The sequence below is a fragment of the Frankia sp. AiPa1 genome, assembly GCF_023243075.1.
Classification (GTDB): Bacteria; Actinomycetota; Actinomycetes; order Frankiales; family Frankiaceae; genus Frankia.
This window is the reverse complement of the sequence record NZ_JALKFZ020000158.1, coordinates 1-21,804: the sequence shown is the minus strand read 5'-3', so window position 1 is coordinate 21,804 and position 21,804 is coordinate 1. Positions and strand designations below refer to the sequence as shown.

15 protein-coding genes are annotated in these 21,804 nt (G+C 71.2%); 6 read left to right on the top strand and 9 right to left on the bottom strand.

From position 1 onward, the window contains the following. Positions 1-27 precede the first annotated feature (27 nt). From MXD95_RS17930 to MXD95_RS17910, 5 genes are all read right to left on the bottom strand, one after another. Entirely contained in the window at positions 28-456 is a 429-nt protein-coding gene (locus tag MXD95_RS17930; RefSeq protein WP_250641804.1) for a hypothetical protein, read from the bottom strand. A gap of 1 nt (position 457) precedes the next feature. Beyond that, positions 458-916: a DUF8616 domain-containing protein gene (locus tag MXD95_RS17925; protein WP_250641803.1), complete on the bottom strand. Its 459-nt coding sequence runs from the start codon at positions 914-916 to the stop codon at positions 458-460. Positions 917-2,245: 1,329 nt separating this feature from the next. Next, the gene (locus MXD95_RS17920; RefSeq protein WP_250641807.1) at positions 2,246-6,013 is read right to left on the bottom strand and encodes a helicase HerA-like domain-containing protein; all 3,768 of its coding nucleotides are present in this window, start codon (positions 6,011-6,013) and stop codon (positions 2,246-2,248) included. Further along, positions 5,917-8,178, bottom strand: coding sequence for a hypothetical protein (locus MXD95_RS17915; RefSeq protein WP_250641802.1), 2,262 nt, complete (start codon positions 8,176-8,178; stop codon positions 5,917-5,919). The genes MXD95_RS17920 and MXD95_RS17915 overlap by 97 nt, the downstream gene beginning before the upstream one ends. Positions 8,179-8,525: 347 nt before the next feature. Further along, positions 8,526-9,308 carry a sporulation protein gene (locus MXD95_RS17910; protein ID WP_250641801.1) on the bottom strand — a complete coding sequence of 261 codons (783 nt, stop codon included), beginning with the start codon at positions 9,306-9,308 and terminating at the stop codon, positions 8,526-8,528. 265 nt (positions 9,309-9,573) lie between these two features. Between MXD95_RS17910 and MXD95_RS17905 the strand changes: the two genes are divergently transcribed. Further along, a complete protein-coding gene (locus MXD95_RS17905; RefSeq protein ID WP_250641806.1) occupies positions 9,574-10,143 on the top strand; it encodes an Ntn hydrolase family protein in 570 nt (189 codons plus the stop codon). Positions 10,144-10,749: 606 nt separating this feature from the next. Here MXD95_RS17905 and MXD95_RS17900 read toward each other — a convergent pair. Further along, positions 10,750-11,454 (bottom strand): hypothetical protein, encoded by a 705-nt coding sequence (locus MXD95_RS17900; RefSeq protein WP_250641800.1) that lies wholly within the window; start codon positions 11,452-11,454, stop codon positions 10,750-10,752. A gap of 128 nt (positions 11,455-11,582) precedes the next feature. Further along, on the bottom strand, positions 11,583-12,626 hold the full coding sequence (locus MXD95_RS17895) for an aldo/keto reductase (RefSeq protein WP_308301518.1): 1,044 nt from the start codon (positions 12,624-12,626) through the stop codon (positions 11,583-11,585). 208 nt (positions 12,627-12,834) lie between these two features. Here MXD95_RS17895 and MXD95_RS17890 point away from each other — a divergent pair, with 208 nt between their 5' ends. From MXD95_RS17890 to MXD95_RS17880, 3 genes are all read left to right on the top strand, one after another. Continuing rightward, on the top strand, positions 12,835-14,418 hold the full coding sequence (locus MXD95_RS17890) for a TerD family protein (protein ID WP_250641799.1): 1,584 nt from the start codon (positions 12,835-12,837) through the stop codon (positions 14,416-14,418). Positions 14,419-14,420: 2 nt separating this feature from the next. Continuing rightward, positions 14,421-15,098: an AIM24 family protein gene (locus MXD95_RS17885; RefSeq protein ID WP_250641798.1), complete on the top strand. Its 678-nt coding sequence runs from the start codon at positions 14,421-14,423 to the stop codon at positions 15,096-15,098. Between the two features lie 86 nt (positions 15,099-15,184). After that, positions 15,185-16,420 carry an AIM24 family protein gene (locus MXD95_RS17880; protein ID WP_250641797.1) on the top strand — a complete coding sequence of 412 codons (1,236 nt, stop codon included), beginning with the start codon at positions 15,185-15,187 and terminating at the stop codon, positions 16,418-16,420. Positions 16,421-16,427: 7 nt separating this feature from the next. Here the strand turns inward: MXD95_RS17880 and MXD95_RS17875 are convergent, their stop codons facing one another. Continuing rightward, positions 16,428-17,315 carry a DMT family transporter gene (locus MXD95_RS17875; protein WP_250641796.1) on the bottom strand — a complete coding sequence of 296 codons (888 nt, stop codon included), beginning with the start codon at positions 17,313-17,315 and terminating at the stop codon, positions 16,428-16,430. A gap of 2,343 nt (positions 17,316-19,658) precedes the next feature. Between MXD95_RS17875 and MXD95_RS17870 the strand changes: the two genes are divergently transcribed. Both MXD95_RS17870 and MXD95_RS17865 read left to right on the top strand, forming a co-directional pair. After that, positions 19,659-20,288 carry a deaminase gene (locus MXD95_RS17870; RefSeq protein WP_250641795.1) on the top strand — a complete coding sequence of 210 codons (630 nt, stop codon included), beginning with the start codon at positions 19,659-19,661 and terminating at the stop codon, positions 20,286-20,288. A 424-nt stretch (positions 20,289-20,712) separates the two neighbouring features. Then, complete coding sequence (locus MXD95_RS17865) at positions 20,713-21,420, top strand: metal-dependent hydrolase (RefSeq protein ID WP_250641794.1); 708 nt, start codon at positions 20,713-20,715, stop codon at positions 21,418-21,420. Positions 21,421-21,424: 4 nt separating this feature from the next. Here MXD95_RS17865 and MXD95_RS17860 read toward each other — a convergent pair. Further along, on the bottom strand, positions 21,425-21,804 hold a 380-nt coding region (locus tag MXD95_RS17860; RefSeq protein ID WP_250641793.1), incomplete at its 5' end, for a zinc-binding dehydrogenase.

Below are 21,804 nucleotides of genomic sequence, written 5' to 3'. Positions count from 1 at the left end.
ACCGCCACCGGGCACTCCAGTTCATGGTCACCTAACGCGACAGATCGTCACACCACGCGACCTTCGCGCAGCCCTGCTTTCGAGGGCGCGTCCAGCGGATTTGACCCTTTCCTTGGCCGGAGCCACATAGTGAAAATTCCGACCTCGGAGATAGTCGAGGAACTCCGGCTCGGGCGGCAAGTCATGTTCTTCGAGATAGTAGGCTATCGAGGCGCTCCACACCCATTCTCCGTCGGTGTGAAAGGTAATCGGGACTGTCTTTCCGCGACTTGAGTCGAGGCGGTCAACGGATCGGCCGGCTGCACGCAGTACGACGGCGCCGTGGTCGAGATAGTTGAGAAACTTCAATCGTTCCGGCCCAACCGGAAACGGAGGTCGCTCGGTGACGAACGGAGTGCCGTCCCGGGTTCCGTCAAAAAGCTTCGCGATTTTGAAACTATCGATGAACTCTGGCATTTCACTCTCCCTTTCCTGTAGGTTGGAAGTCAATCCACGTGCCATCGTACGGAATGGTCTGCACCAGACGGCCGAACTCGTTCTCGCTCATCGAGGTGGTCCAGACTCTACCGGTCTCTGGATCGGAGAACGCAAGCTCGGTGGGAGCGGTTACTGTCACCCCCAGCTCGTCGGCAAGCTTCTGCGCTATTGGATCATCACCCTGCCCGGTCTCGCAGGACATAAGACGTACTGGTTGGCCCTTCCAGTTGTCATCCCGGCGAATAAGGGAGGCGAGCTCGCTGGCATTGAGTTCGGCCGGGCCGACCTGGAACGCATCAGGGCTCCCGTGGAGGTCCGCGGTGTAACGTCCGGGGACTGGATCCGCAGTGGCGGCAGCGTTGCGCATGGAGCGATCGAGGACAGGATAGAAGGCGCGGCCGCCCGAGGTCTCCCTGCTGGTGTGCCAGATCCAGGACAAGCGCATATCGGAGACGCCGGAGCTGTCATGTGCACGTGCGAGGTCACGTCCATAGGACGGGTCCCGTCGTTCTGTGCCCGCGGGGTCGGCGCCGGCCGCCTGCGGCTCGCGGCCTGTCTCGTCCTTAGATGCCGGCAGGGCGCCAGTAGGCACATGGTCGGATTCGGGCTGGGGCCGCGACGGTTCCTGAAGGCGCTGCTCGGTGACCTGGGTTTGGTCAGCCGGAGCCGATTCATGGTGATCAGTGCCTTCGTAGGTGCGGGGGAGAGCCGCCTGGTCGGGTCGGCTCGCGTCCCCGGTCCGGGGCTGATTGTCCCGATCAGGAGACTCAGACCTCTGCGGTTGTGTCGCCTGTTCGGGAGGAAGGTGCCCACTTTCGCCTGGGCCAGCTACTTCATTATCAGCATGCGTTGCAGCGGCTCGTTCATGATTGGCGGGTTCCGGCCGTTCCGTCGCCCCCCGTGCTGTCTCGTCCGCCGCAGACTCAGCGGACGAGACAGTGTCTCCGGGTGCCGTGCTGATCGGTGACGGGCGCGGGACCTCTGCCTCGTTGCCACCACCCGCGTCGAGGGCGAGCTCGGCCAGTGGCGGCTCGGTAGCAGTTGAGGGATCAAAGGTCTCGGTGTCGTATGGCGGGTCGGAAACGGCGGTGGTGGGTTCGGTGCGTCGGGCGTCGAGTGCTGCTTGATGTTCGTCGAGGGAGAACTGGAATTCCGCTGTCGGTTCGAGGCTTGGGCTGGACGGTTCAGGGGCTTCGGTCCTGCGTTCGTCGATCGTGGCCTTGCGTTCGTCAAGGGCGGTCTGGAACCCGGGAGTCGGTTCGAGGCTCCGCGGCTCGTCGGGAGCGGGCCCGGCCGGCTGCGTGGACTGTGCGTCTGCTCCGTCTGGGGTTTCGCTGGACTCGGTCCTGGAACGCGGAGTCTCTCGGAGGGGTGGCTGTATCTCCTCGCGTCCGGGCGGCCGATCCTCGCCAGTTCCGACAGCCGGCCCCGTGCCAATGTCGCCGTCCAGAGCCGCCGAGCGGTCCTGCGTGGTCGAGGCCGTGACGTGGGTGGACTCGCGAGAGAACTCGCTGTCTCTTGGCTGTTCCGTCCTGCGGGTCGGCTGATCGCTGTTGGCGCCTGAACGGCTGGGATCGCTGGGCTGGGCGAAGGCAGAGCCGGTGGCTGTTCCCGTACGGCTGCTGGATGGTTCGGGTTCTTGGTGCCCGGATGGGTCGGTGTACTCGTCGCCGTCGAGCACGGCAGCCCTGTCCTGGGTGGTGGTGGTATCGGGTGGTGGTGGTGGTGGGGCGTCAGTCGTGGTTGGCGAGTCCGCGGCCATCGGGTCTCAGCGCCCTCCATCTGCGACGTATGTCTCGAGCAGGCCTGCGGTCTGAAAGAGCAGTGCGGCCGGATCCGTGCCGACACAGGCCTGTTCGAGGGCTTGGCGGAGATGCTCGGACGAGGTGCCGCCAGTGAGCGTGCGAACGGCGGTGGCGAGACCGCTGGTGGCGAGCTCGCCGAGGCATACCGCGTCCATGCCGGTGGCGCTGTGCGGGCTGCGGCGTATCTCGTCGAACTGGGCGGCGATGGTGGTGCCGGTCAGAGACAGGCCGCGGCGGCGCCACTGGGCAGTCAGGGGATGTGGCTGGTCCGCGCCGGGGCGGCGCCGGGCTTCGGTCAGGGCGCGCCGGACGTCCTGGTAACGGTATAAGCCGGCGGTCCAGCGCCGAGTGTCGGCGGTGTCGGCGTGGTGGGCGTTCTCCGCCTGGTTCGTGGCGGAAGGGCCGTCGGGAGCGCCGGCGTCCACCCGGATGACGCCGTCAATGCTGTCGGTGCGATTGGTGCCGTCAACGGTGTCAGCGCGCGTGCTGTCACTGGTACCGGTGGCGGGGGCGCTGGTGGTGAGCAGGTGGCGCAGGGTGTCGGCGAGGCGGAAGGCGAACTCGTCCGGGTCGACGTAGGGGCGCAGCAGGGAGGCGCGGGCCGTCACCGCGCGGTCGACGGCATGGGCGAGCAGGCAGTCCAGGGTGCGCGGGGGCTGGGTGAGCAGGTCGTCGCGCAGCGCCGGGGCGGGTGCGGGGGGCGTCTCGCCGAGCAGGTGGGCGAGGCCGATGACCTGGTGCGCGGCCACCGCCTCGACCCAGACGACCAGCAGCGGGCCGGCGGCCAGGTGGGCGGCGTCGTTGACCTGGCCCAGCGTGCAGGCACCGCGTCGGACGCAGTCGGTGCCGCACAGCAGGCTGCGCCGGCCGGTCAGCGGGACCCCGTCGTGGCGGGCGTCATCCGCCGACTCGCGGTGCCCGCCGGGCAGCATGCGGGTGAGTACCGGGCGGTCCATGCCGTCCACGGCGACTGCGGCGACGCCCGGCGGCAGCGCGACGACCAGCTCCGACTGTTCCGCGCGCAGGTTCATCGTCGCGCCGACGGCCTCGCGGTCCTCGGCCGACGGCAGCCGGTGCATGACCTTGAGCGCCGTGTTCTTCAGGACGTCCGGGAGGATCTTCGACGGGATCTGCTCGACGACGAGCACCCCCTCGCCGTAGGCGCGGATCTCGGCGAGCAGGGAGGCGAACAGCTCGACGGCCGCTGCGGCCGGGCCGTCGGTCACGTTCTTCAGGAGCCTGTGGGCCTCCTCGACGACGAGGACGTGCCGCAACTCGTCCGTGCTGGAGCTGCTGGAGCTGCTGGAGCTGCTGGAGTTGGCGGAGTTGGCGGAGCGCACCCGCAGGTGCTCGACGATGCGGATCAGGAACGCGCCGAGCAGGAACGCCTTGTCCTGGTCACTGGTGATGTCCTCGAGCTCGACGACGACGTTGCGGGTCAGCAGCGCGCCGATGTCGATCGGATGGCCGCCTTCGAAGAATCGCCCCGGGGTGCCCTCGCGCAGCGAGCCGATCCGCACGTCGACGAAGCCGCGTACGTCCGCGGTGACCTCGGCGCCGTAGCCGATCGTCTCGACCACACGGGCGGCGGTGCGCTGCAGGTCGCCGAGGGTCGGGAAGCGGGGGCGGGCCGCCACCAGCGGCTCGTCGTCGCGGAACCGGGGTCGGTGCTCGGGGCGCATCCGGCCGGCGACGAGGTCCCAGCCGGCGTCGGTGTAGCAGACGGTCAGTGCCCGGGCCAGGACCTGGGGGAACGGCTCGTGCGCCTCGAACGCGGCCAGGAACAGGGCCCGGACCAGGTCGATGTGGCTCTGTAGCGGGAAACCCGGCTCGGGTTCGAGCGGGTTGAGCCCCGCTGGTGGCGCGTCCAGATGCCCCGGGCGGATGACGAGGACCTCGGCGTGGCCGGCGAGCCGGCCGGCCATCCGGGCGTACTCGGCCTTCGCCGGCTCCAGCACCAGCCAGGGCACCGGGTCGGCGGCGCGGGCCAGCGACTCCAGCAGGGACCGGACGGTCTGTGACTTGCCCGAGCCGGTCGCGCCGCAGACGAAGCCGTGCCGGTTCAGCGTCGAGCGGGGCACCGGGAGCACCCCGGCCGGCGACCAGCCCGCATCGAGCACCTGACCGAGCACGATCGCAGCGCCGGGATCGGAGGCGGCTACGCCGGTCCGACCGGCGCCCGGTGAGGTGTCCGGTACGGCTGGAATGATCAGGCTAGGTGCCGGTGCCATGGGCGGACGTGTGCCCAGGCCGCCTTCGGGGGTGACGTCAAAGGTGTGCGCGGTGACCAGCGTGATGCCGGGCAGCTCACGCCTGGGCGGCCGGGCCAGCGCCGCGAGCAGCTCACCCCCGGCGCGAAACGGGAAGCGCGCCTCGATGCCGGCGCTCGCCGGGCCGCCGACCCGGGGCTCCGCCGGCCCGCCCGGACCCGAGAATCTGGCCCCAGGCTCGCCGGGACTGCCGGGACTGCCAGGACTGCCTGGACTCCTGGGACTGCCGGCGCCACCGGGAGCACCGGGAGCACCGGGAGCACCGGGAGCATCAGGCTGATCGAAGCCGGGACGCGATGGGACCGGCCGCACCCGGATCTGCCCGCCCCGCGCACCGGCGCCGGGCTCCGTTCCCGGCCAGTACTCGGCGCCGATGGCCGAGCCGGGATGTCCCTGTGGGCCATAGCCGGATCGCGGGCCCGCATCCGGGAAAGGGCCGGGCTCGAGGTGCGTACCTGGCTGGGGACCCGACCCGGGGGATCCAGTCGGCCGGTGGCCGGCCGCAGGATACGGGCCGGTGCCGGTGCCGGTGCCGGTGCTGTGGCTGTGGCTGGGGCCGGTGTCCGGGCCGGGCGGACCTGCGGTGAGGCTCCGCGGCGCGGCGGCTGGTCGCGGGGCGGCGGACAGTATGGGCGAACCGAGGGCCTCGGCCAGACCGACGGGGCGGCCACGCTGCGGGGTGAGCAGGTAGGGCAGGTCGTCGAGATCGCCCGCGCCGCACAGCAGAGCCGCGGTCAGCCGGGCCTCGGTGGCGCTCGGCGCACCCACGAGGACCCGCACGTCCCAGAGACCGGTGGCGGACGATCGGGTGAGCTCGCGGTAACGGGCCTCCGCGCGTTCCAGCTCGATGCGGGCGTGCCCGTCCTGTTCGCGTCGGCGCAGGAACGGGATCATGCGCAGCAGGTCGGCCCGCTCGGTGTCGACGATGTCCGTGGGCACCGGCTGGGCGACGACCAGCCAGGCGAAGGCGCCGGGCAGATGGGCGGCGAAGTCGTCGAACGAGCCGTGCCGCGCGGGACCGCCGTCGCCGCCCCGGCCGGCACCGCCGGCAGCGCCGGGACGGTCGGCGACCCAGAGGGCATCGGCCGTGCCGGCACAGCGCAGCCAGCTGGGGAACTGGTCCAGCGCCGCGACGACCTCGGCGCTGTCCACCGCGACCCCCGTGCTGCCTGGCGGGTACAACACCGGTACTGGTACCGGAGGACTGCTCGGCGCCGACGTGCCGTACGCCGGCGCCGAGCGTGCGGGGGGAAACGTGGGACTCCCACCGACGAGGACGCGCAGGTGCGGATCTCCCGGAACCCGTAGCCAGGCAACCGCGATCGCGGTCGGATCCGCGGCCGGGCCAGCGTCGGCGTCGCAGGTCAGGTCGGCGTGGGCCGCGATGAGCGCGGCGAACAGCTGCACCGACGCGGGGTCGGGTGCCTCCGCCTGGTCGGGCGGGCGCGGGACGGTGAGCAGCCGGTGAAAACGGAACCTTTCCAGCACTCCTGCTCCCGCGCTACCACTGGCCGGGCTGCTGGTATCCCTGGTTGGGGTAACCGCCAGGCGGCGGGTACCCCGCGCTGCCGGGCGGATAGCCCTGGCCGCCCTGGGGCTGTGACTGACCCGCCATCCCGGGATACGGATAGGGAGGCGCCTGGTGGGTGGGCTGCGGGGCGGCGATCTGCTGCGTGGCGGTGGTACCGCCGTGGGTGAGGCTTCCCGGGTCCCGGGAGTGCCGGAACGGCGGTGAAGTCCCGTGGCGTGCTGGCGACCCTGGGCAGCAGCACGAGGCCCGGGTTGCAGTCGCCGGGACGGACCCGACCAGGCCCGCTGTCGGTCCCGACCAGGATGAAGGCCGTGGCCGCGAGGCTCTGCAACGTCGTCGGCTCGACCGCGTAGTCCTTCTCCCGTTGCAGGGTCGTGCCGACGTTCTGGTTCACCCCGTTGGAGACGTTGACGGTGTTCGTCCACGACGACGAGTGCGACGTGGTGGTCGAGCGGTTCCAGCTGTCGCCGCTGGTGCGTCCGCCGGCACCGAGCGCGCTGTGGCCGCCGGTGCCCTCGGTGTATGAGGTGCCGTCCTGCTCGCCGTAGCTGTTCGAGAAGCCCTCGGTGAAGCTGCTGCCCACCTGGTTGGTCACCTGTGAGAGCACGAAACGGAAGCCACGGCCGATGTGGTCGGCGGCCGCGGCGGCCTCCCGCGCGTTTCCCAGCCGCATGAAGATGGCGGCGCTGTGACCGGTTCCGATGAGCTTCTCCGCGTCGTCGCTGAGGCTCTTGAACAGCAGGATCAACCGAACCTGGACCGCCTCCGCCTGCCGGGTCAGGGTGGTCAGGGTTTCCCGGCCGAGATGGTCAGCGCCGGCGATGACCACGACGTCCTCGACGCTGCGGGCACGCAGGTCGGCGTCGTTGCGCAGCCGGTGCAGCAGGGACTGGATGAGAACCCGGTCGACCAGCAGCTTGCGTCGCCCGGAACTGTCGCGGCCCGAGCTCGTCGTCGCCAGCACCCGCAGGCCGCCGCGCGGCCAGAAGTCCGACCCGTCCTTGGCCAGGTACGCCGAGGTGGCCGGCAGGGCGGGCTCGGCGCCGGCGAGCGTCTCCAGCTCGGTGCGCAGGAAGCTGATCTGCTCCGCGGTCCGGTCCCGCTGCCCGAGATCGTGCATGCGCCGCTGCAGCGCGTCGATCTCGTACGCGTCGAACACGCCCTCGTGGATGGCGGAACTCTGGTTGTCGAGGATGCGCAGCGCGGCGGCGAGCCGGGCGAAGGCCAGCGGCGCGTGGATCGAAGATGTCACGACGCGCAGGACGTTGAGGTCGATGGCCCGCAGGCTGTGGTCGCCCCCGCCGCGGCGGTCGGCGTCGAACGCGTCGGCGAGCAGCTCCGCGACCTCGTGCGGCTCCTGCCCGGCGAGCAGGCCGATCCGCTCCAACGATGCCGGTAGCTCCCGGACCTCGACCGGCAGCGTGCGGCCGGTCGGTGGCTGGGCGTCGTTGGCGAGCATCACCAGGCCCGCACCGACGCTGACCTCGGACAGGTCGAGCAGGAGGATCCCGGCGCCACTGCCCAGCAGCGAGGCGCCGCCCGTGGCCAGGATGCTGGTCCAGCCGGCGCCGGTGCCGCCGAAGACGTCGACCCGCGCGGGCCGCTGGAGATCGAGCGGGTAGAAGTCCATCGCCGTCGCGACCCGGTGCCGCTCGGCCTCGTCGTGTTCGTAGACGCGCTGCTGCCAGGCCGCGTACGCGCCCTGGAACTCGTACTGGCGTCGGGCGAGCTCGGCCTCGTAGGCGGCGATGTACGCCTTCTTCTGCCGGTCGATCGAGATCAGCGGCACGACGTACCAGGCGACCAGTCCCGCCCCCAGGGCGAGCGCGAACAGCCCGCCCGCCGGCGAGCTGACGAGTGCCCCCAGCCCGGCGACGAGCAGGATGCCGCCCACGACCGGCTTCCAGATCCTCCTCAGCAGGTACTGCCGGCGGAACTCGAGCCCGCGCAGGTCGGGCGGCGGTACCGGGTACTGCGAGGGTGGCTGGTGGGCCTCCGGATGCGCAACGGCGGGGTGCGCGGGCGAGAACTCCCAGCCCCAGCGCTCGGCCGGACTGAAGATCCGCGTGACCAGTTCCTTCCCCAGCGCATCCATCTGTGGAGTCGTCATCCAGTCACCAGTCCGCGCCCCCGATACCGCATTGGTCTGTGCGCACCTGGGCGATGTCACCGCACGCAGGCATGAGCTGACAAACCACGCTACCTTCACCTGCTCCGTGTATGCACGCGGATCGGGACAGTTTCCTCACCCGGCCGAACGGACCGCGCACGGCTGGGGGATGGGCAGCGGTTGGCCATGGGGGACAGGCCCGGCAGATGGGCCCGCGGATGGGCCCGCGGATGGGCGGGGTGCGGTTAACCCCCGCCCGGACTGGCCGGGCAGCTCCGTCGCGGGTACCGCCTCCGCGTCCCCTGGCCTCGGGCCCGCGTTGTCCCTTGTTCTCAGCGGAACCAGCCGCGGCGGCGGCCGAGGTGTTCGAGTTGCTGGTGGAGCAGGCCGGCGAGCGCGCTTTGGTCCAGGTCATGGTGGGCCAGGCGGAAGCGGGTGAGCTCGTCGCGGCCGGAGGACAACAGGCCGCCGCGACGGTCGGCCTCGAGCACGATGTCGGTGCCGGCGCCGTCGACGAGGAACGTCACCTCGAGCTCGCGGATCCGCTTCGCGTACTCGCCGGACGGGCGCAGCTCGATCTCCTGGTAGAAGGGCAGGTCCGAACCGCCCAGGCGGCCCTTCTCGACATCGGCGGAATGGAAGTGGAAACCCAGGCCGCCGAGCGCGGAGAGCACCGCCGCCTGGATCGGCAGCGGATGCACCTCGACCGGGTCGAGGTCGCCCGGGTCGACCGCGCCGGGGATCGCGAGCTTCGTGCGTACCCCGATCTTCATGCCGCGCAGATGCCAGTCGCCGACGTTGGTGATCGGGGTCTGCCACGGCACGGGCAGCTCGAAGCGGCCGCTGATCTGCTGGCCGGGCGCGACCGTGAAACCGCCCCCGACCTGCTGGGTACCGAAGACGACCTCCTCGTACCAGGTCGAGTCGTCCCGTTCGACCTCGACGGTGGCCTCCAGCGAGACGAGCACCTTCTCGATCTCCTGCGCGACCTTGCCGCCGACGATGTTCGTCACCCCGGTGACGACCGTGCCCGGCTGCGTCTGCGGCCGGTCGAGCACGGTGTCCACCTCGGCCGCGCCCACCCCGAGCCGCGACATGAACCGCTTCATTCCCACCGCTGGCGCATTCCTCTCATATGATCATTCTGTCATCCCGCCCGTGGAGCCGTGACGATCGGACGCACGGCGGCGAAAGCCATCCGATCGGCCGCCGGGCCGCGCGACCTGCCATGACGACCGTCCTGCGCCGTCCCGGTAGAGCCTGCCATGTGGACGCGTCCGAGCGGCTGAACCGTCGCGTTCGAGACGGTCCGTGACGAAGACGACGGACGTGTACGGGTGGGGCGTCCGCGTGCGGGGAGAACCGGTACCATCCCGCTTCGTGACCTGCATCGTCGGTGTACAGAAAGACGGCCGGGTCGTCATCGGTGGGGACAGTGCCGGCGTGGCCGGCTGGTCCGTCACCGTGCGTGCGGACACCAAGGTGTTTCGCAACGGCGAGTTCCTGATGGGATTCACCGACTCGTTCCGGATGGGCCAGCTGCTGCGCTACAGCCTCGTGCCCCCTGTTCCGCAGGACTGGGACCTCGACCGCTTCATGGCGACCGAGTTCATCTCCGTGGTCCGCGACTGTCTACGCGACGGCGGGTTCGCCCGCAACGAGTCCGGCAACGAGAGCGGCGGGCTGTTCCTCGTCGGTATCCGCGGGCATCTGTACCGGATCGACTCGGACTACCAGATCGGCCGCAGCGTCGACGACTATTACGCCATCGGCAGCGGCGACGAGTACGCCAGCGGCTCGCTGTACACCACCAGCGGCCTCGCCCCAGACGAGCGGGTCCGCCTGGCGCTGGAGTCCGCAGCCCACCACTCGACGGGCGTCTGCCCGCCGTTCCACGTCGTCACCTCCGACGACGTCTACGCCCCCGACGGCACCGTCCGCGCTCCCTGAGCCGGGTTGTCCGTGGCTTCGGTGGTGCCCGTCCGCGCTCCCTGAGCTGGGTTGTCCGCGGCCTCGACGGCACCGTCCGGGCTCCCTGCTCCCTGAGCTGGGGCTGTCTGACGCCCCGGTGGTTCCGTCCGTGTTCCGTCCGTGTTCTCCCGGTTGGTCCGTGCTTCGGTGGTTCCGTCCGTGTTCTCGGGGTTGGGGGCTGTGTTCCGGCGGTGCCGTGGGCGCTCCCTGAGGCTGACAGCCGGCCGCTCATCGGTTGGCTTCCGCTGGCTTCCGCGCGCCGCCGGGCGTCCCGGTGTCCGATTGTGCGGAACGTCCCTTTCCGCTGGACCCGGTCTCTGGCTGGCCCTGCCGGAGACCCCGTTGGCCTGCCCGGGGCGGCGCGGCGCTCTCCCTCGACTGAGGCCACGCTCGCTAATTTCACGTTCAGTGACGGTTGATTCGGTCTCATGAGGGGCCAAGATCCTAACAGGTCGTCGTGGGGGTGTTCGTGTCCGATTTGTCCCCCACGGCGACCTGTGTAGGCGGATCTTGCTTCGCGGCCCGCTGCGGCGCGTAGCTGGCGGCCGCTGGGGTGGCTGAGGGGATCGGATTGGGCGCGGTCCGTTAGGGCAATTCGGCGTTGCCGCCGAGGTTGGCGATCATGCGGCGTAGGACGGTGAGCGTGGCCGCGTATTGCTCGGAGGTGATGCCCACGTGCGTTTGAGCGTGCGCCCGGCCAGCGCGTTCGGCGGCGCGTGCCCGTCCGGCCTCGCCCGCCGTGGTCAGGACGAGGGTCGGTGCCACCTCGGGTCTTGGTGCCACCTCGGGTCTTGGTGCGGCCTCGGGTGGCGGTGTGCCTTTCGGTCCTTGTGTCGGCTCCGATCCTGGTGCGGTTGTCTGCTCGGGTGCCGATGACGGGGATGGGGGCGGAGGCGGAGGCGGAGGCGGGGACGGGGACGGGGCGAGCCAGCCGCGGGTGAGTAGGTCGTCGAGGACGGCGTCGAAGTCGGTGTTCTGGTCGTCGAACCTGGTCAGCCGGCGGATCAGGTCCGGTCGGCTCCACCGGGCGGGTGAACCCGCGACGTGGTTGAGGATCCACCAGTGTGGCTGGGTGAGGTCCTCGACGGCGAGCTCGGCGCGGATGCGGCCCACGATCGTGCGGTAGGCCTCCCCGGTCCAGTACCCGGCCGGCTGCCTGGCCAGAACCTCGTCCGGGTAGGGCGTGACTTCCCTCGGCGTGACTTCCGTCGGCGTGACGTTCAGGGGTGCGACTTCCGCGGACGAGGCATCAGCAGGAAGGTCGTGCGTGGCGTGGGAATCGGTGCTCATGGTGCTCCCCTGCCCGACGCTCCGGAGCTTCGCTGCCCGGACAATCACGTCGCGGCATCTGATGCTCACGCTAGAAGCTCAACCTGGCTTGAGGTCAACAGGCCCATTGGCATGGCGGCCACAGAGCGTCAGCGGCGCAGGGTCTGGGCGGCGCGGGCGGTGATGGTGGAGCGGCCGGTCACGGGGGTGAAGCGGTTCGAGGCCTCGGTGAGCGCGGTGTACTCGTCGTCGGCGAGGGTGATGTCGGCGGCTGCGGCGTTGCTCTCGACCTGGGCGACGCTGGAAGCGCCGGGGATCGCGATCACCTGGGGATGGTGGATCGCCCAGGCCAGAGCGATCTGCGCGGGCGTCGCACTATGGGCGGCGGCAATCTCGCGCAGCGTGTCAAGGAGCGGCGCGACCCGGTCGAGGTTCTCCGGGAGGAACAGCGGATTCACCGACCGGACCCGCCCGGCCGGCCGATGCGTGGCGTCGTAGCGGCCGGAGAGCAGGCCCTGGGCCAGCGGACTGTAGGCGATGACGATCCGGCGCTCGGCCGCCGCGACGTCGAGCAGAGCCGCGCCGCGCTGCGGACGGGCGAGGCTGTACGGCACCTGGTTCGACAGCACCGGGGCGCCCAGCGCCGCGTCCGCCTCCCGCCAGCGTTGCAGCGAGTAGTTGCTGACCCCGACGTCGCCGACGAGGCCGACGGCGCGCAGCGCACGCATTCCGGGCATCGTCCACCGGTCGCGGATCGCCGGGTTCGGCTGGTGCACCTGGTACAGGTCGAGGTGGCGGACGCCGAGCCGGAGTGCACTCGCGACCGCGCGCTGCTCGACGACGGGAGCCACCGGCAGCACCGGCATGATCTTCGTTGCCAGGTAGGCGTTCCTCGCGGCCTCGGTGCCGGCCTTGTCCAGGGTCGCGGAGCCGGTGCCGGTGCCCGCGGCGAGGGCCGCGCCGAGGATGCGCTCGCTGCGGCCGAGGCCGTACACCTCGGCGGTGTCGAACACGGTGATCCCAAGCTCGAGGGCGCGCCGTACGACCTGCGCGGCACCGATGTCGGCGTAGTCGCGGCCGTAGCCCCACTCGCGGGAGCCGAACTGCCAGGTGCCGAGGCCGATTTTCGACAGCCGCTTCGGACTGGTGCTGACGCTGTGCTCGACGTGGCGCATGCGTCCAGTGAACGACACGGGTGCCGTCCAGGGCGAGGCGGATGTCACGCTGGGCGTAGCCGGCGTGCACGATGACGGGTGTGTCCCGTCGATGACAGGGCCCGGATGCCGGCGTGTGGCCTCGGCGCGGCGGGTAGCTGCTAGTTTGCCCGCAAGTCCGGTGCGCAGCCGGGCGTGGCATGGCCCGGCGGCCCACGGGCGGCGGCAGGCGAGCGAGGGGAGTGCTGTGGTCACCCAGTTCAGTCGCGGGCAGAAGGCTCAGCTCTCGGCGGTCACCCAGAGCACCGACCTCTACATCGGCGTGCAGATCAACGCGCCGGGGGAGTGGGACATCTCCTGCTTCGGGCTGGACACCTCCGACCAGCTCTCCGACGATCGGTACTTCGTCTTCTTCAACCAGCCGTCCTCGCCGGAGGGGTCGGTCCGCCAGCTCGGCCCGCAGCAGGGCGACAGTCAGGCATTCCAGGTGAACCTCGACCGGGTGCCGACGTCGATCGGCCGGCTGTCGTTCTGCGCCGCGTTGGACGGAGTGGGCAGCGCCTCGGCGATCGCGTCGGGCTGTCTGCGGATCGTCGCGGGTGGGACGGAGGTGCTGCGCTACGCGTTCACCGGGGCCGACTTCACCAGCGAGCGTGCGGTGATGATCGGTGACCTTTACCGCAAGGGCGTGTGGCGGATCGCCGCGATCGGCCAGGGTTTCCAGGGCGGGCTCGCCGAGCTGATCCGTTCCTACGGCGGCGAGGTCGCCGACGAGCCGCAGGCCGCCGCTCCGCCCCCGCTGCCGGCCGCGCCACCCCGGCCCGTCCACGACCAGCGCAAGACGGCGCCGCCCGCCGCGCCGCCCCCACCCGCCGTGCCCCCGGCTCGGCAGCAGCCGGCCTCAGGCCAGCCTGGTTACGGGGCGTCGCCCGGTCAGCCAGGCCAGCCCGGGTACGGACCTCCGCCGGGTCAGCCGGGTCAGCCCGGGTACGGACCTGCGCCAGGTCAGCCTGGCCAGCCGGGGTACGGCGGGCAGCCCGGTTACGGCGGTCAGCCGACGCCCGCGGGCCAGCCGGCCTACGCCGGGGCGGCGGGCGGGATGCCCGGTGCGCAGCCGCCGGTCCCCGCTGCCGGGTTCGGCGGGCCCGAGCCGCTGCCCTCCCAGGTCCAGCCGACCCAGCCGGGGGCGCTCAACAGCCTGGCACCCTACCGGGAGCTGCCGACCACCGGCCGCTGGACCCAGCAGAACGGCAAGCTGGTGAAAGTCACCCTGGGTGAGGACGCGCTGGCGCTGCGCGGAGCGATGGTCGCCTACCAGGGCAACATCGAGTTCGACTACAAGAGCGCGGGGCTGCGCGGGCTGATCGAGGGCAAGCTGACCGGCCAGAGCCTCAAGCTCATGACCTGCAAGGGTCAGGGCGAGGTGTTCCTCGCTCAGGACGCCGCCGACCTGCACATCGTTGAGCTGGGCAACTCCTCGCTGTGCATCAACGCCAAGAACCTGCTGGCGATGGACGCGACCGTGCGTACCGAGGTGCGCCGGATCGAGAGCGCCGGCATCCCGGGCGGCGGGCTGTTCCACTTCGAGGTGTCGGGGCCGGGCACGGTGGTCGTCATGACCAAGGGCTCGCCGATGACGCTGCCCGTGGCAGGCCCGACGTTCGCCGACATGAACGCCCTGGTCGCGTGGACGACCGGGATGCGGGTCAGCGTGTCCACCCAGGTCCGCATCTCCCGGCAGATCTACGCCGGCAGCAGCGGGGAGGCCCTGGCCCTGCAGTTCATGGGTTTCGCCGGGCACTTCGTCGTCGTCCAGCCCTACGAGGTGTGAACATGTACGGCAGCCTGATGGACCACTACGGACCGACGCCCGTCATGGAGCGGATGAGCAAACACGGCTCCAAGATCGTCAAGGTGGTGATGAACCCCGGGCAGGACCTGTTCGCCCGCACCGGGTCCATGATTGCCTATGAGGGGCTGATCGACTTCAACGCGCAGCCCCCGCAGCTGGGCCGGATCGCCTCGTCCTGGGCGACCGGCGAGGGCGTGCCGCTGATGACCGCCACCGGACAGGGCCTGCTCTACCTCGCGGACTACGGCAAGGAGGTCATCGTCGCGCAGCTCGCCGGCGAGGGCCTGTCCGTCAACGGCAAGAACATCCTGGCGTTCGACGCGGGCCTGCAGTGGAACATCGAGCGGGTGCGCGGCATCACGATGCTGTCCGGGATGGGCATGTTCAACGTGGTGCTGCGCGGCCACGGCTGGGTGGCGCTCACCGCGAAGGGCAACCCGATCGTGCTCGACACCCGCGAAGCCCCGACGTTCGTCGACACCGACGCCCTCGTCGCCTACACCGACGGCCTGCACGTCCAGCCGAAGCGCACCGCGCGGCTCGGCGGGCTGATCGGGCGGGGTTCCGGCGAGGCGTTCCAGCTCGGGTTCTCCGGGCAGGGATTCGTCGTCGTCCAGCCCAGTGAGGACGAACGCCCCAACCTCTCGGCGCGGGGCTGACCGGTGCTGTCGGAGGGAACGCCGTCGGGGCCGGGGTCGTCGTCGGGAACGTCGTCGGGGTCGGGGACGTCGGAGAGGAAACAGTCATGACGCAGGGTGGGTACGGCGGTCATCCCGGCGGCCAGGGCGGCTACCCTGGCGGTGCCGGCTATCCGCCACAGTCCGGTCAGGGTTACCCGCCCCCGCCGGGCCAGGGCTATCCGCCGCAACCGGGTCAGGGCTATCCGCCCCCGCCGGGCCAGGGCTACCCGCCGCCCGGTCCCCCAGGACAGGGCGGCTATCCGCCGGCCGGTCCGGGACCGGGCTATCCGCCGGCTCCCGGTGGTCCCGGTGGTCCCGGCTATCCGGGCGGTCCGGGAATGCCTCATGGTGGGCCGGGGGGAATGCCACCCGGCGGAGCCGGGATGCCTCCGGGTGGGCCCGGAATGCCGCCCGGCGGGCCGGCCGGAGGCATCCGCAGCAGCCTGCTCGACAATCCGGAGCAGCAGTCGACCGAGCCGTTCTCCCTGCAGAACTCCAAGATGCTGCGCGCGAACCTCGGTCAGAGCGGGATGCGCGAGTTCTACGCCCGCAAGGGCGCCATGGTCGCCTACCAGGGCGGGGTGAACTTCGACGGCCACTGGGAGGGCTGGGGCAGCCACTTCCGCAGCTTCTTCAGCGGCGGTGAGGGCCTGAACCTGATGAAGGCGTCCGGCGCCGGCAACGTGTTCCTCGCGAACCAGGCCCAGGACATCCACCTGCTCGACCTCGATGGTCGTGACGGCCTGACCGTCGACGGCAAGAACGTGCTGGCCTTCAACACCGAGCTCAGCTGGGACCTGGTCCGCGTCGACACCCAGGTGGGCATCGCGGGTGTCGGCTCGTACCAGATCGAACTGCACGGCACCGGGCGGGTCGCGGTGTGCACGTCGGGCGCGCCGCTCGTCATGCGGGTGACCTACCAGAACTACTACTTCGCCGACGCGGACGCCGTCGTCGGCTGGTCGTCGGGCCTGCAGGTGACCATGCAGGCGGCGGTGACCTCGTCGTCGGTGTGGCGCCCGCGGGGCAACACGGGGGAAAGCTGGCAGATGCAGTTCAGCGGCGACGGGTACGTCATCGTCCAGCCGAGCGAGCTGCTGCCCCCGTACAACGCGCTCGCCGGCGCCGGCGCGGCCGGCCACTTCGGCTTCGGTGGCCAGGGTTTCCAGGGCAACCAGCTTGGCGGCCACGGCGGTCAGCATGGCGGTGGTCAGCCCGGCGGACCCGGCGGCGGCTTCGGCAACCTGGGCGGCCTGGGCGGCCTGGGCGGCGGCCTCGGCGGCCTGTTCGGTAACCGCTGAGGTTCGCTCAGAGCGAGGCGTGGCGCGGGCGCGGCGTCGCGCTCGGCCGGGTCAGCAGGACAACCCCGCCGACGACGAGCACGGCCGCCACGGCCACACCGGCGATCACCCCGGGTTGCCGGGGGGTGGGCACGTCGAACAGCAACAGGCCGAGGGCATAGGCCGCGGTCGGGTTGGTGATGGTCATCGCGGTGATCGCCGCGGCCAGCGGCCCGACCGCGAAGGCCGTCTGACCCAGCCACAGGCTCGTCAGTGTGACCCCGCACAGGGCATAGGCGTACCAGTGGGTCACTGTTGCGTGGAACCCGTTTTTGAGGGTTAAGTCGGTTGTCTGTTTGAGGAGCAGCGCGCTCAACGCGTAGAGCAGTCCGGCCGCCGTGCCGAGCATCGCGGCCCGTACCGCCGGCCGGCGCGTGCCCGACCGCGCGACCAACGCGATCACGGTCACCACGATCGCCGCGGTCGCGAGCACCACCCGCTCCCGGTTCAGTGGGGCGTGCGCGGGCGGGTGCTCCTGGACGACGAGCAGCAGGGCAAGGCCGGCACAGATCGCGGCGACCGCCCACCAGGCGGTGCGGGCCATCCGCAGCCGGGTGCCGATGTGGCCCAGCGGCAGGGCGAACACCAGCTGCGTCACCATCAACGGCTGCACCTGCGCGAGCGTTCCCAGGTGCAGGGCGACCGCCTGGATGAGGAATCCGCTGGCGTTCAGTGCCCAGCCCAGCAGCCACTGCGGGCTACGGGCCAGTTCGATCAGGTGCCGCGGCCCCGGCATGAAGGCCTGCGCGTCGTCCTGCACGACGAAGCGGCTGCGTGCCGCGGCGCGCTGCTGCACCGCGGCCGAGGATGCCAACAGGAACGCGGCGAGAAGTGCGAGCGGAACGAACGTGGTCACCGCGACGGAGCGCTCAGCGTGCGCCGAGAGTGCCGCGGCCCTGGGGACGGCGCGCGCCGCGATGGCGGGGGAGTGCGCGGACGGGCGACCAGGGCGCATCGACCGGACCGGGAATCGTGAACACGATGGCGTGAATGTACCGGTCCGAGGTGTCCTGCGGGGGTATCCAGGGCCACCTGGCCAGGGCGTTCACCCCCCGATCCGGCTAACTATCGGAGTGTGAGCGGATCGGGCTGCCCCCGGGCCATCACTTCGTACGGTGTCAATTGCCCGCGTGACCAGATCTGAGCGGGACCGATCGGGCCTGGACGCCCCTACCTCGAGCGACGGGGGCGGGTCCGCGGAGACCTGTTCGGGGGGGAAGGACGGCGATGCTTACGCCGGCAATGATCCTGCTGGGATTTCTCGTCGTACTCGCGGTGGTGGAGTCGCGCATGCGCGGCCGGGCCGCGAGGAGAACCATCCCACATGACTGTCCATCACACGACGCTTCACAGCACGACCGCTGGTCCCAGGGCGGCGCGTCCTCCGACCAGCTGGCGCAGGACGACGGTGCCCGCGGCCGCTCGGCGCAGGGCGGTGTCTCCCTCGTCCGTCGAGCTCCGGGGAGCACGACGCTCAACCCGGCGCCGGACGACCTGCCTGGCGGCGATCCGTCCGACGCCGATGTACCCGCGACCGAGGCCTCCGGGACCAGGGCATCCGGGACCAGGGCATCCGGGGCCGAGGCCTCCGGGGCCGGGGCCTCGGTGACCGGGGGCCCGGGGAACGAGGGTCTCGAAGCCAAGGGGACCGGGGCCGCGACTGGGACGTCCGGCACCGATGTACCCCGCGTCGAAGCGTCCGCGCGCAACGTGCGTGCGCCTGTCGACGCGATCGCGGTGACGGGCACCGACGTGACGGTCGGCTCCGTCCGCTCGGCTGATCAGACCGACTGCGGCGAGGGGGCCTCGCCCGCGTCGGCTACCGTCGCCGATGCGGGGGCCGCCGGCGTCCCGTCGGAACTTGGTGTCCCGTCGGAACTTGGTGTCCCGTCGGAACTTGGTGTCCCGTCGGAACTTGGTGTCCCGTCGGAACTCGCAGCCTCGGCGGAGCTGGGTGCGGCGCGGGAGCCCGAGGTATCGGCGGAACGTGGGGGATCGGCTCTGTTCGACAGCCCCCCGGTGGCCGAGGATTCGTCGGTGTCCGCGCCCCGTACGGCTCGCGCTGGGATCAGAGCCGACACCGGCTCCGAGACCGGCGCGGAAACTGGGCCCGGCACGGGGACCGGAGCTGGGAGCGGGATTGGGCCCGGCACCGGTACCGGCATGGGGACCGGGACCGAAGGTGGGGCCGACGGCGGGAGCAGCACGGAATCGGATACTGGCGCGCTCACTCTCCCGGTGACCCGACGTACGTCGCCGCTGACCGTCACACCCGCGGAAGGCACGCCCCAGCGCGAATCGCCGCCGCCCACACAGGCACCGATGCCGGGGCGGCGGGCACCGATTCCGCCGCTGCCACCTCGGCAGCGGCGACCCCTTGCCCCGGGACCGCTTCCGTCTCTGCCACCGAGGGTGCCCCGGCAGCGGCCACCTCGTGCGGCGCTGCCACCCTGGCACCCGTCGTACCCCACGTTGCCGCCGTTGCCGCCCACCCCACCACCGTCAGCCGCGCCAGCACCGAGGCCGCCAGCACCGAGGCCTCCTGCGTCCCCGCCGCACTCGTCGGCGCCGCCCTCGTCGGAGTCACTGCGGCCACCGCAGCGTCCGTCGACGGCGTCGGGGGATGCGACGACATCCGCATCCGGGCGGCCAGGCATCTTTCCGCCGAGACGTCCGGGTGGCTCGCAGCCGGGGCAGCCTGGCCGGCCCTCCTCGGGCATTCCGCCGCAGCCGGGGCCGCCGGACGCGGCGTCCCGCGGGAACTTCGCGCCGCGGCCGGTCCACCCGCGCCAGGGGCGATGCCTGCGTCCGACGCTCGTCCCGCGCCGGCATCCGTACTCGACTCCGGTCACGGGCAACGACGCCGGCTGACCCTGCCCCACAGCCCGTCGGGTCCCGGCGGCCACCCGGCCACCCGGCCACCCGGCCACCCGGGCACCCGCCACCCGCCATGCGCCCGCTTGCCAGGCGCCACAGCCAGACGCTCACCCGCTAGGCGCCCCTCACCGAGCGCCACCCGCCACCGGCATTCCTGCGCTGGCTGGTGCGGCCTGATCTCCGGACGCCCTGCCCCGACGTCCGGCGGCTCGTCCAGGGCCGAAAGAGTCCTCCCTCCCCGTCATTCCTGGCGGGGAGGGAGGACGCCCCGGTCTGGACGGTCCACAACGTCGCCGACGGTGAAGTCGGTCATTCTTGACGGATGAACTTTCCGTGGCCGCTGGTGATGTCCCTGGCCTGGGATGCCTTTCGTGGTGGCAATCTGCCGATCGGCGCGGTCGTGCTCGACGAGCACGGCACCGCAGTCGGGCAGGCGCATTGCGCGCGTGCGGACGCCATCGGGCGACCTAACCAGCTTGCCGGCTCGCGCATCGCGCACGCTGAGGTCAACGCTCTCGCGCACCTTCCTTTCCGGGGCTCGTTCCAGCAGCATTCGCTGTATACGAACGTGGAGCGCTGCTGCCTGTGTATGGGCGCAGCCCTGCAGACCGGGGTCGGTGCCGTTCATTACGGCTGGCGGGACCACTACGGCGGGGCGGCGACGTCCATGGTTGTACACAATCCGCAGCTCAGCCGCCGTCGGACGGCCGTGGTCGGACCCGCTGACGGCTTCGTGGAGAAGATGACTGGTCTACTCGCGACCTGCCATTACTTCTATCGACGTCCTGGCGGTGGCGCCCGGAGTGTCCCGTGGCGCGAGGAACGCCCAGACCTCGTCGACCTTGCCGCGCGGCCGGCCATCGCCGCCGCCGTCAGACATTCCGTCGCGCGGGAGACGACTCTGGACATACTTGCCGACACGCTTAGCTCCCTCGCCGGATGGACGTTCTGACCTCCCGCGCCCAGCCAATACGGAGAAAGTCACCCTCGGTGATGGCATTCCTGGCGTCAAGATCCAACCAGGTCGCTGTGGGGGCGTTCGTGTCCGATTTGCCCCCCACGACGACCTGGTTGACGCGATCTTGCCATCCCGGCCGACGCGGAAGGTAGCGATCCTGGGCCCTCGTGCTTCGCCGGGTCGGCTGGCTTGGGTTGCGGGCCTCGGCTCGAAGCACCACGCCCTACGTCCTACGCCGTGCGCGGTCGCGGTCGCGGTCGCCGTGCGCGGTCGGGGTCGGGGTGGCGGTTGCGGTCGGGGTGGTGGTGGATGTGCGCGGCGATGTCGGACAGGCGACGTCCGTGGGTGTTGCCCGACCTGTGTCGGTGAACGGGCGCTAAAGTCCCCGCGTGCTGATCAGAGAGGTCGAGTCGCGGTGATGGGTCGGACGCATGCGCTCAGCGGGGCGGTGCTGTGGCTGGCCGTCGCCCCGTTGCTGGCGCGCGAGCAGTGGTGGGGGTCGCATGCGCTGTCCCTGTCGACCGGTCAGGTGATGGCCGCGACGGTGGTCGCCGCGGGCGCGGGGCTGCTGCCGGACATCGACCATCCCTCGGGCCGGATCGCGGGGACGCTCGGGCCGGTGACGCGGCTGCTGTGTCGATGGGTGGGCCGGGCCAGCGGCGGCCATCGGCATGCCACCCATTCGCTGGTGTTCGCCGCAGCCATGGGCCTTGCGATGTCGGCGTTGGCCGCACATTTCCGGTATGGCTGGTGGGCGGCGCTGTTCATCCTGGTTGGTTTCGGGCTGCGCGGTCTTGGCCTGGACTTCGAGGGCCATGAGTTCTGGTCGGGGCTCAAGGACTGCGTGACCGCCGCCGCCGCGGTCTGGGCCATGCACGGCCTCGACATGAGTTTCGCCGGCTACCCGGTCGTCGCCGGTTGCCTCGCCCACCTGCTCGGGGACTGCATCACGCCACGCGGCTGCCTGTTGCTGTGGCCGATTCCGTGGCGGATGGAGACGGTGCTGGTTCCACGCACGGACGGCCGGGTGGAGCGCATGGTCGTCGTGCCGTTGCTGGCCTGTGTCGGTGTCGTTCTGGCCGTCCAGGTCCTCAGCGGGGGTGCCCTCTACCACTGGGTGCGCTGACGGGTCAGGCTGACACCTCAATGACGATCTTTCCCTGGGCGTGTCCGCTCTCGACGGCCCGCAACGCGGTGCCGGCCTCGGACAGCGGATAGGTGACGCTCACCCGCGGGTCCAGCACGCCGGCCGCGGCGAGCTGGGCCACCGTCTCGAGTACTGCCTGGGAGCGGTTTCGCACCACGCCCGTGCCACCCAGACGCTCCGCTGTCGGCCGGTCCGCGGCCGTGAGCAGTCTGGACGGATCGGCGACGACGCCGGCGAGCTCCTCGAGCACCGCCCCACCAACGAGGTCGAACACCGCGTCGATGCCGTCCGGGGGGGGGGGGGGGGGGGGGGGGGGGGGGGGGGGGGGGGGGGGGGGGGGGGGGGGGGGGGGGGGGGGGGGGG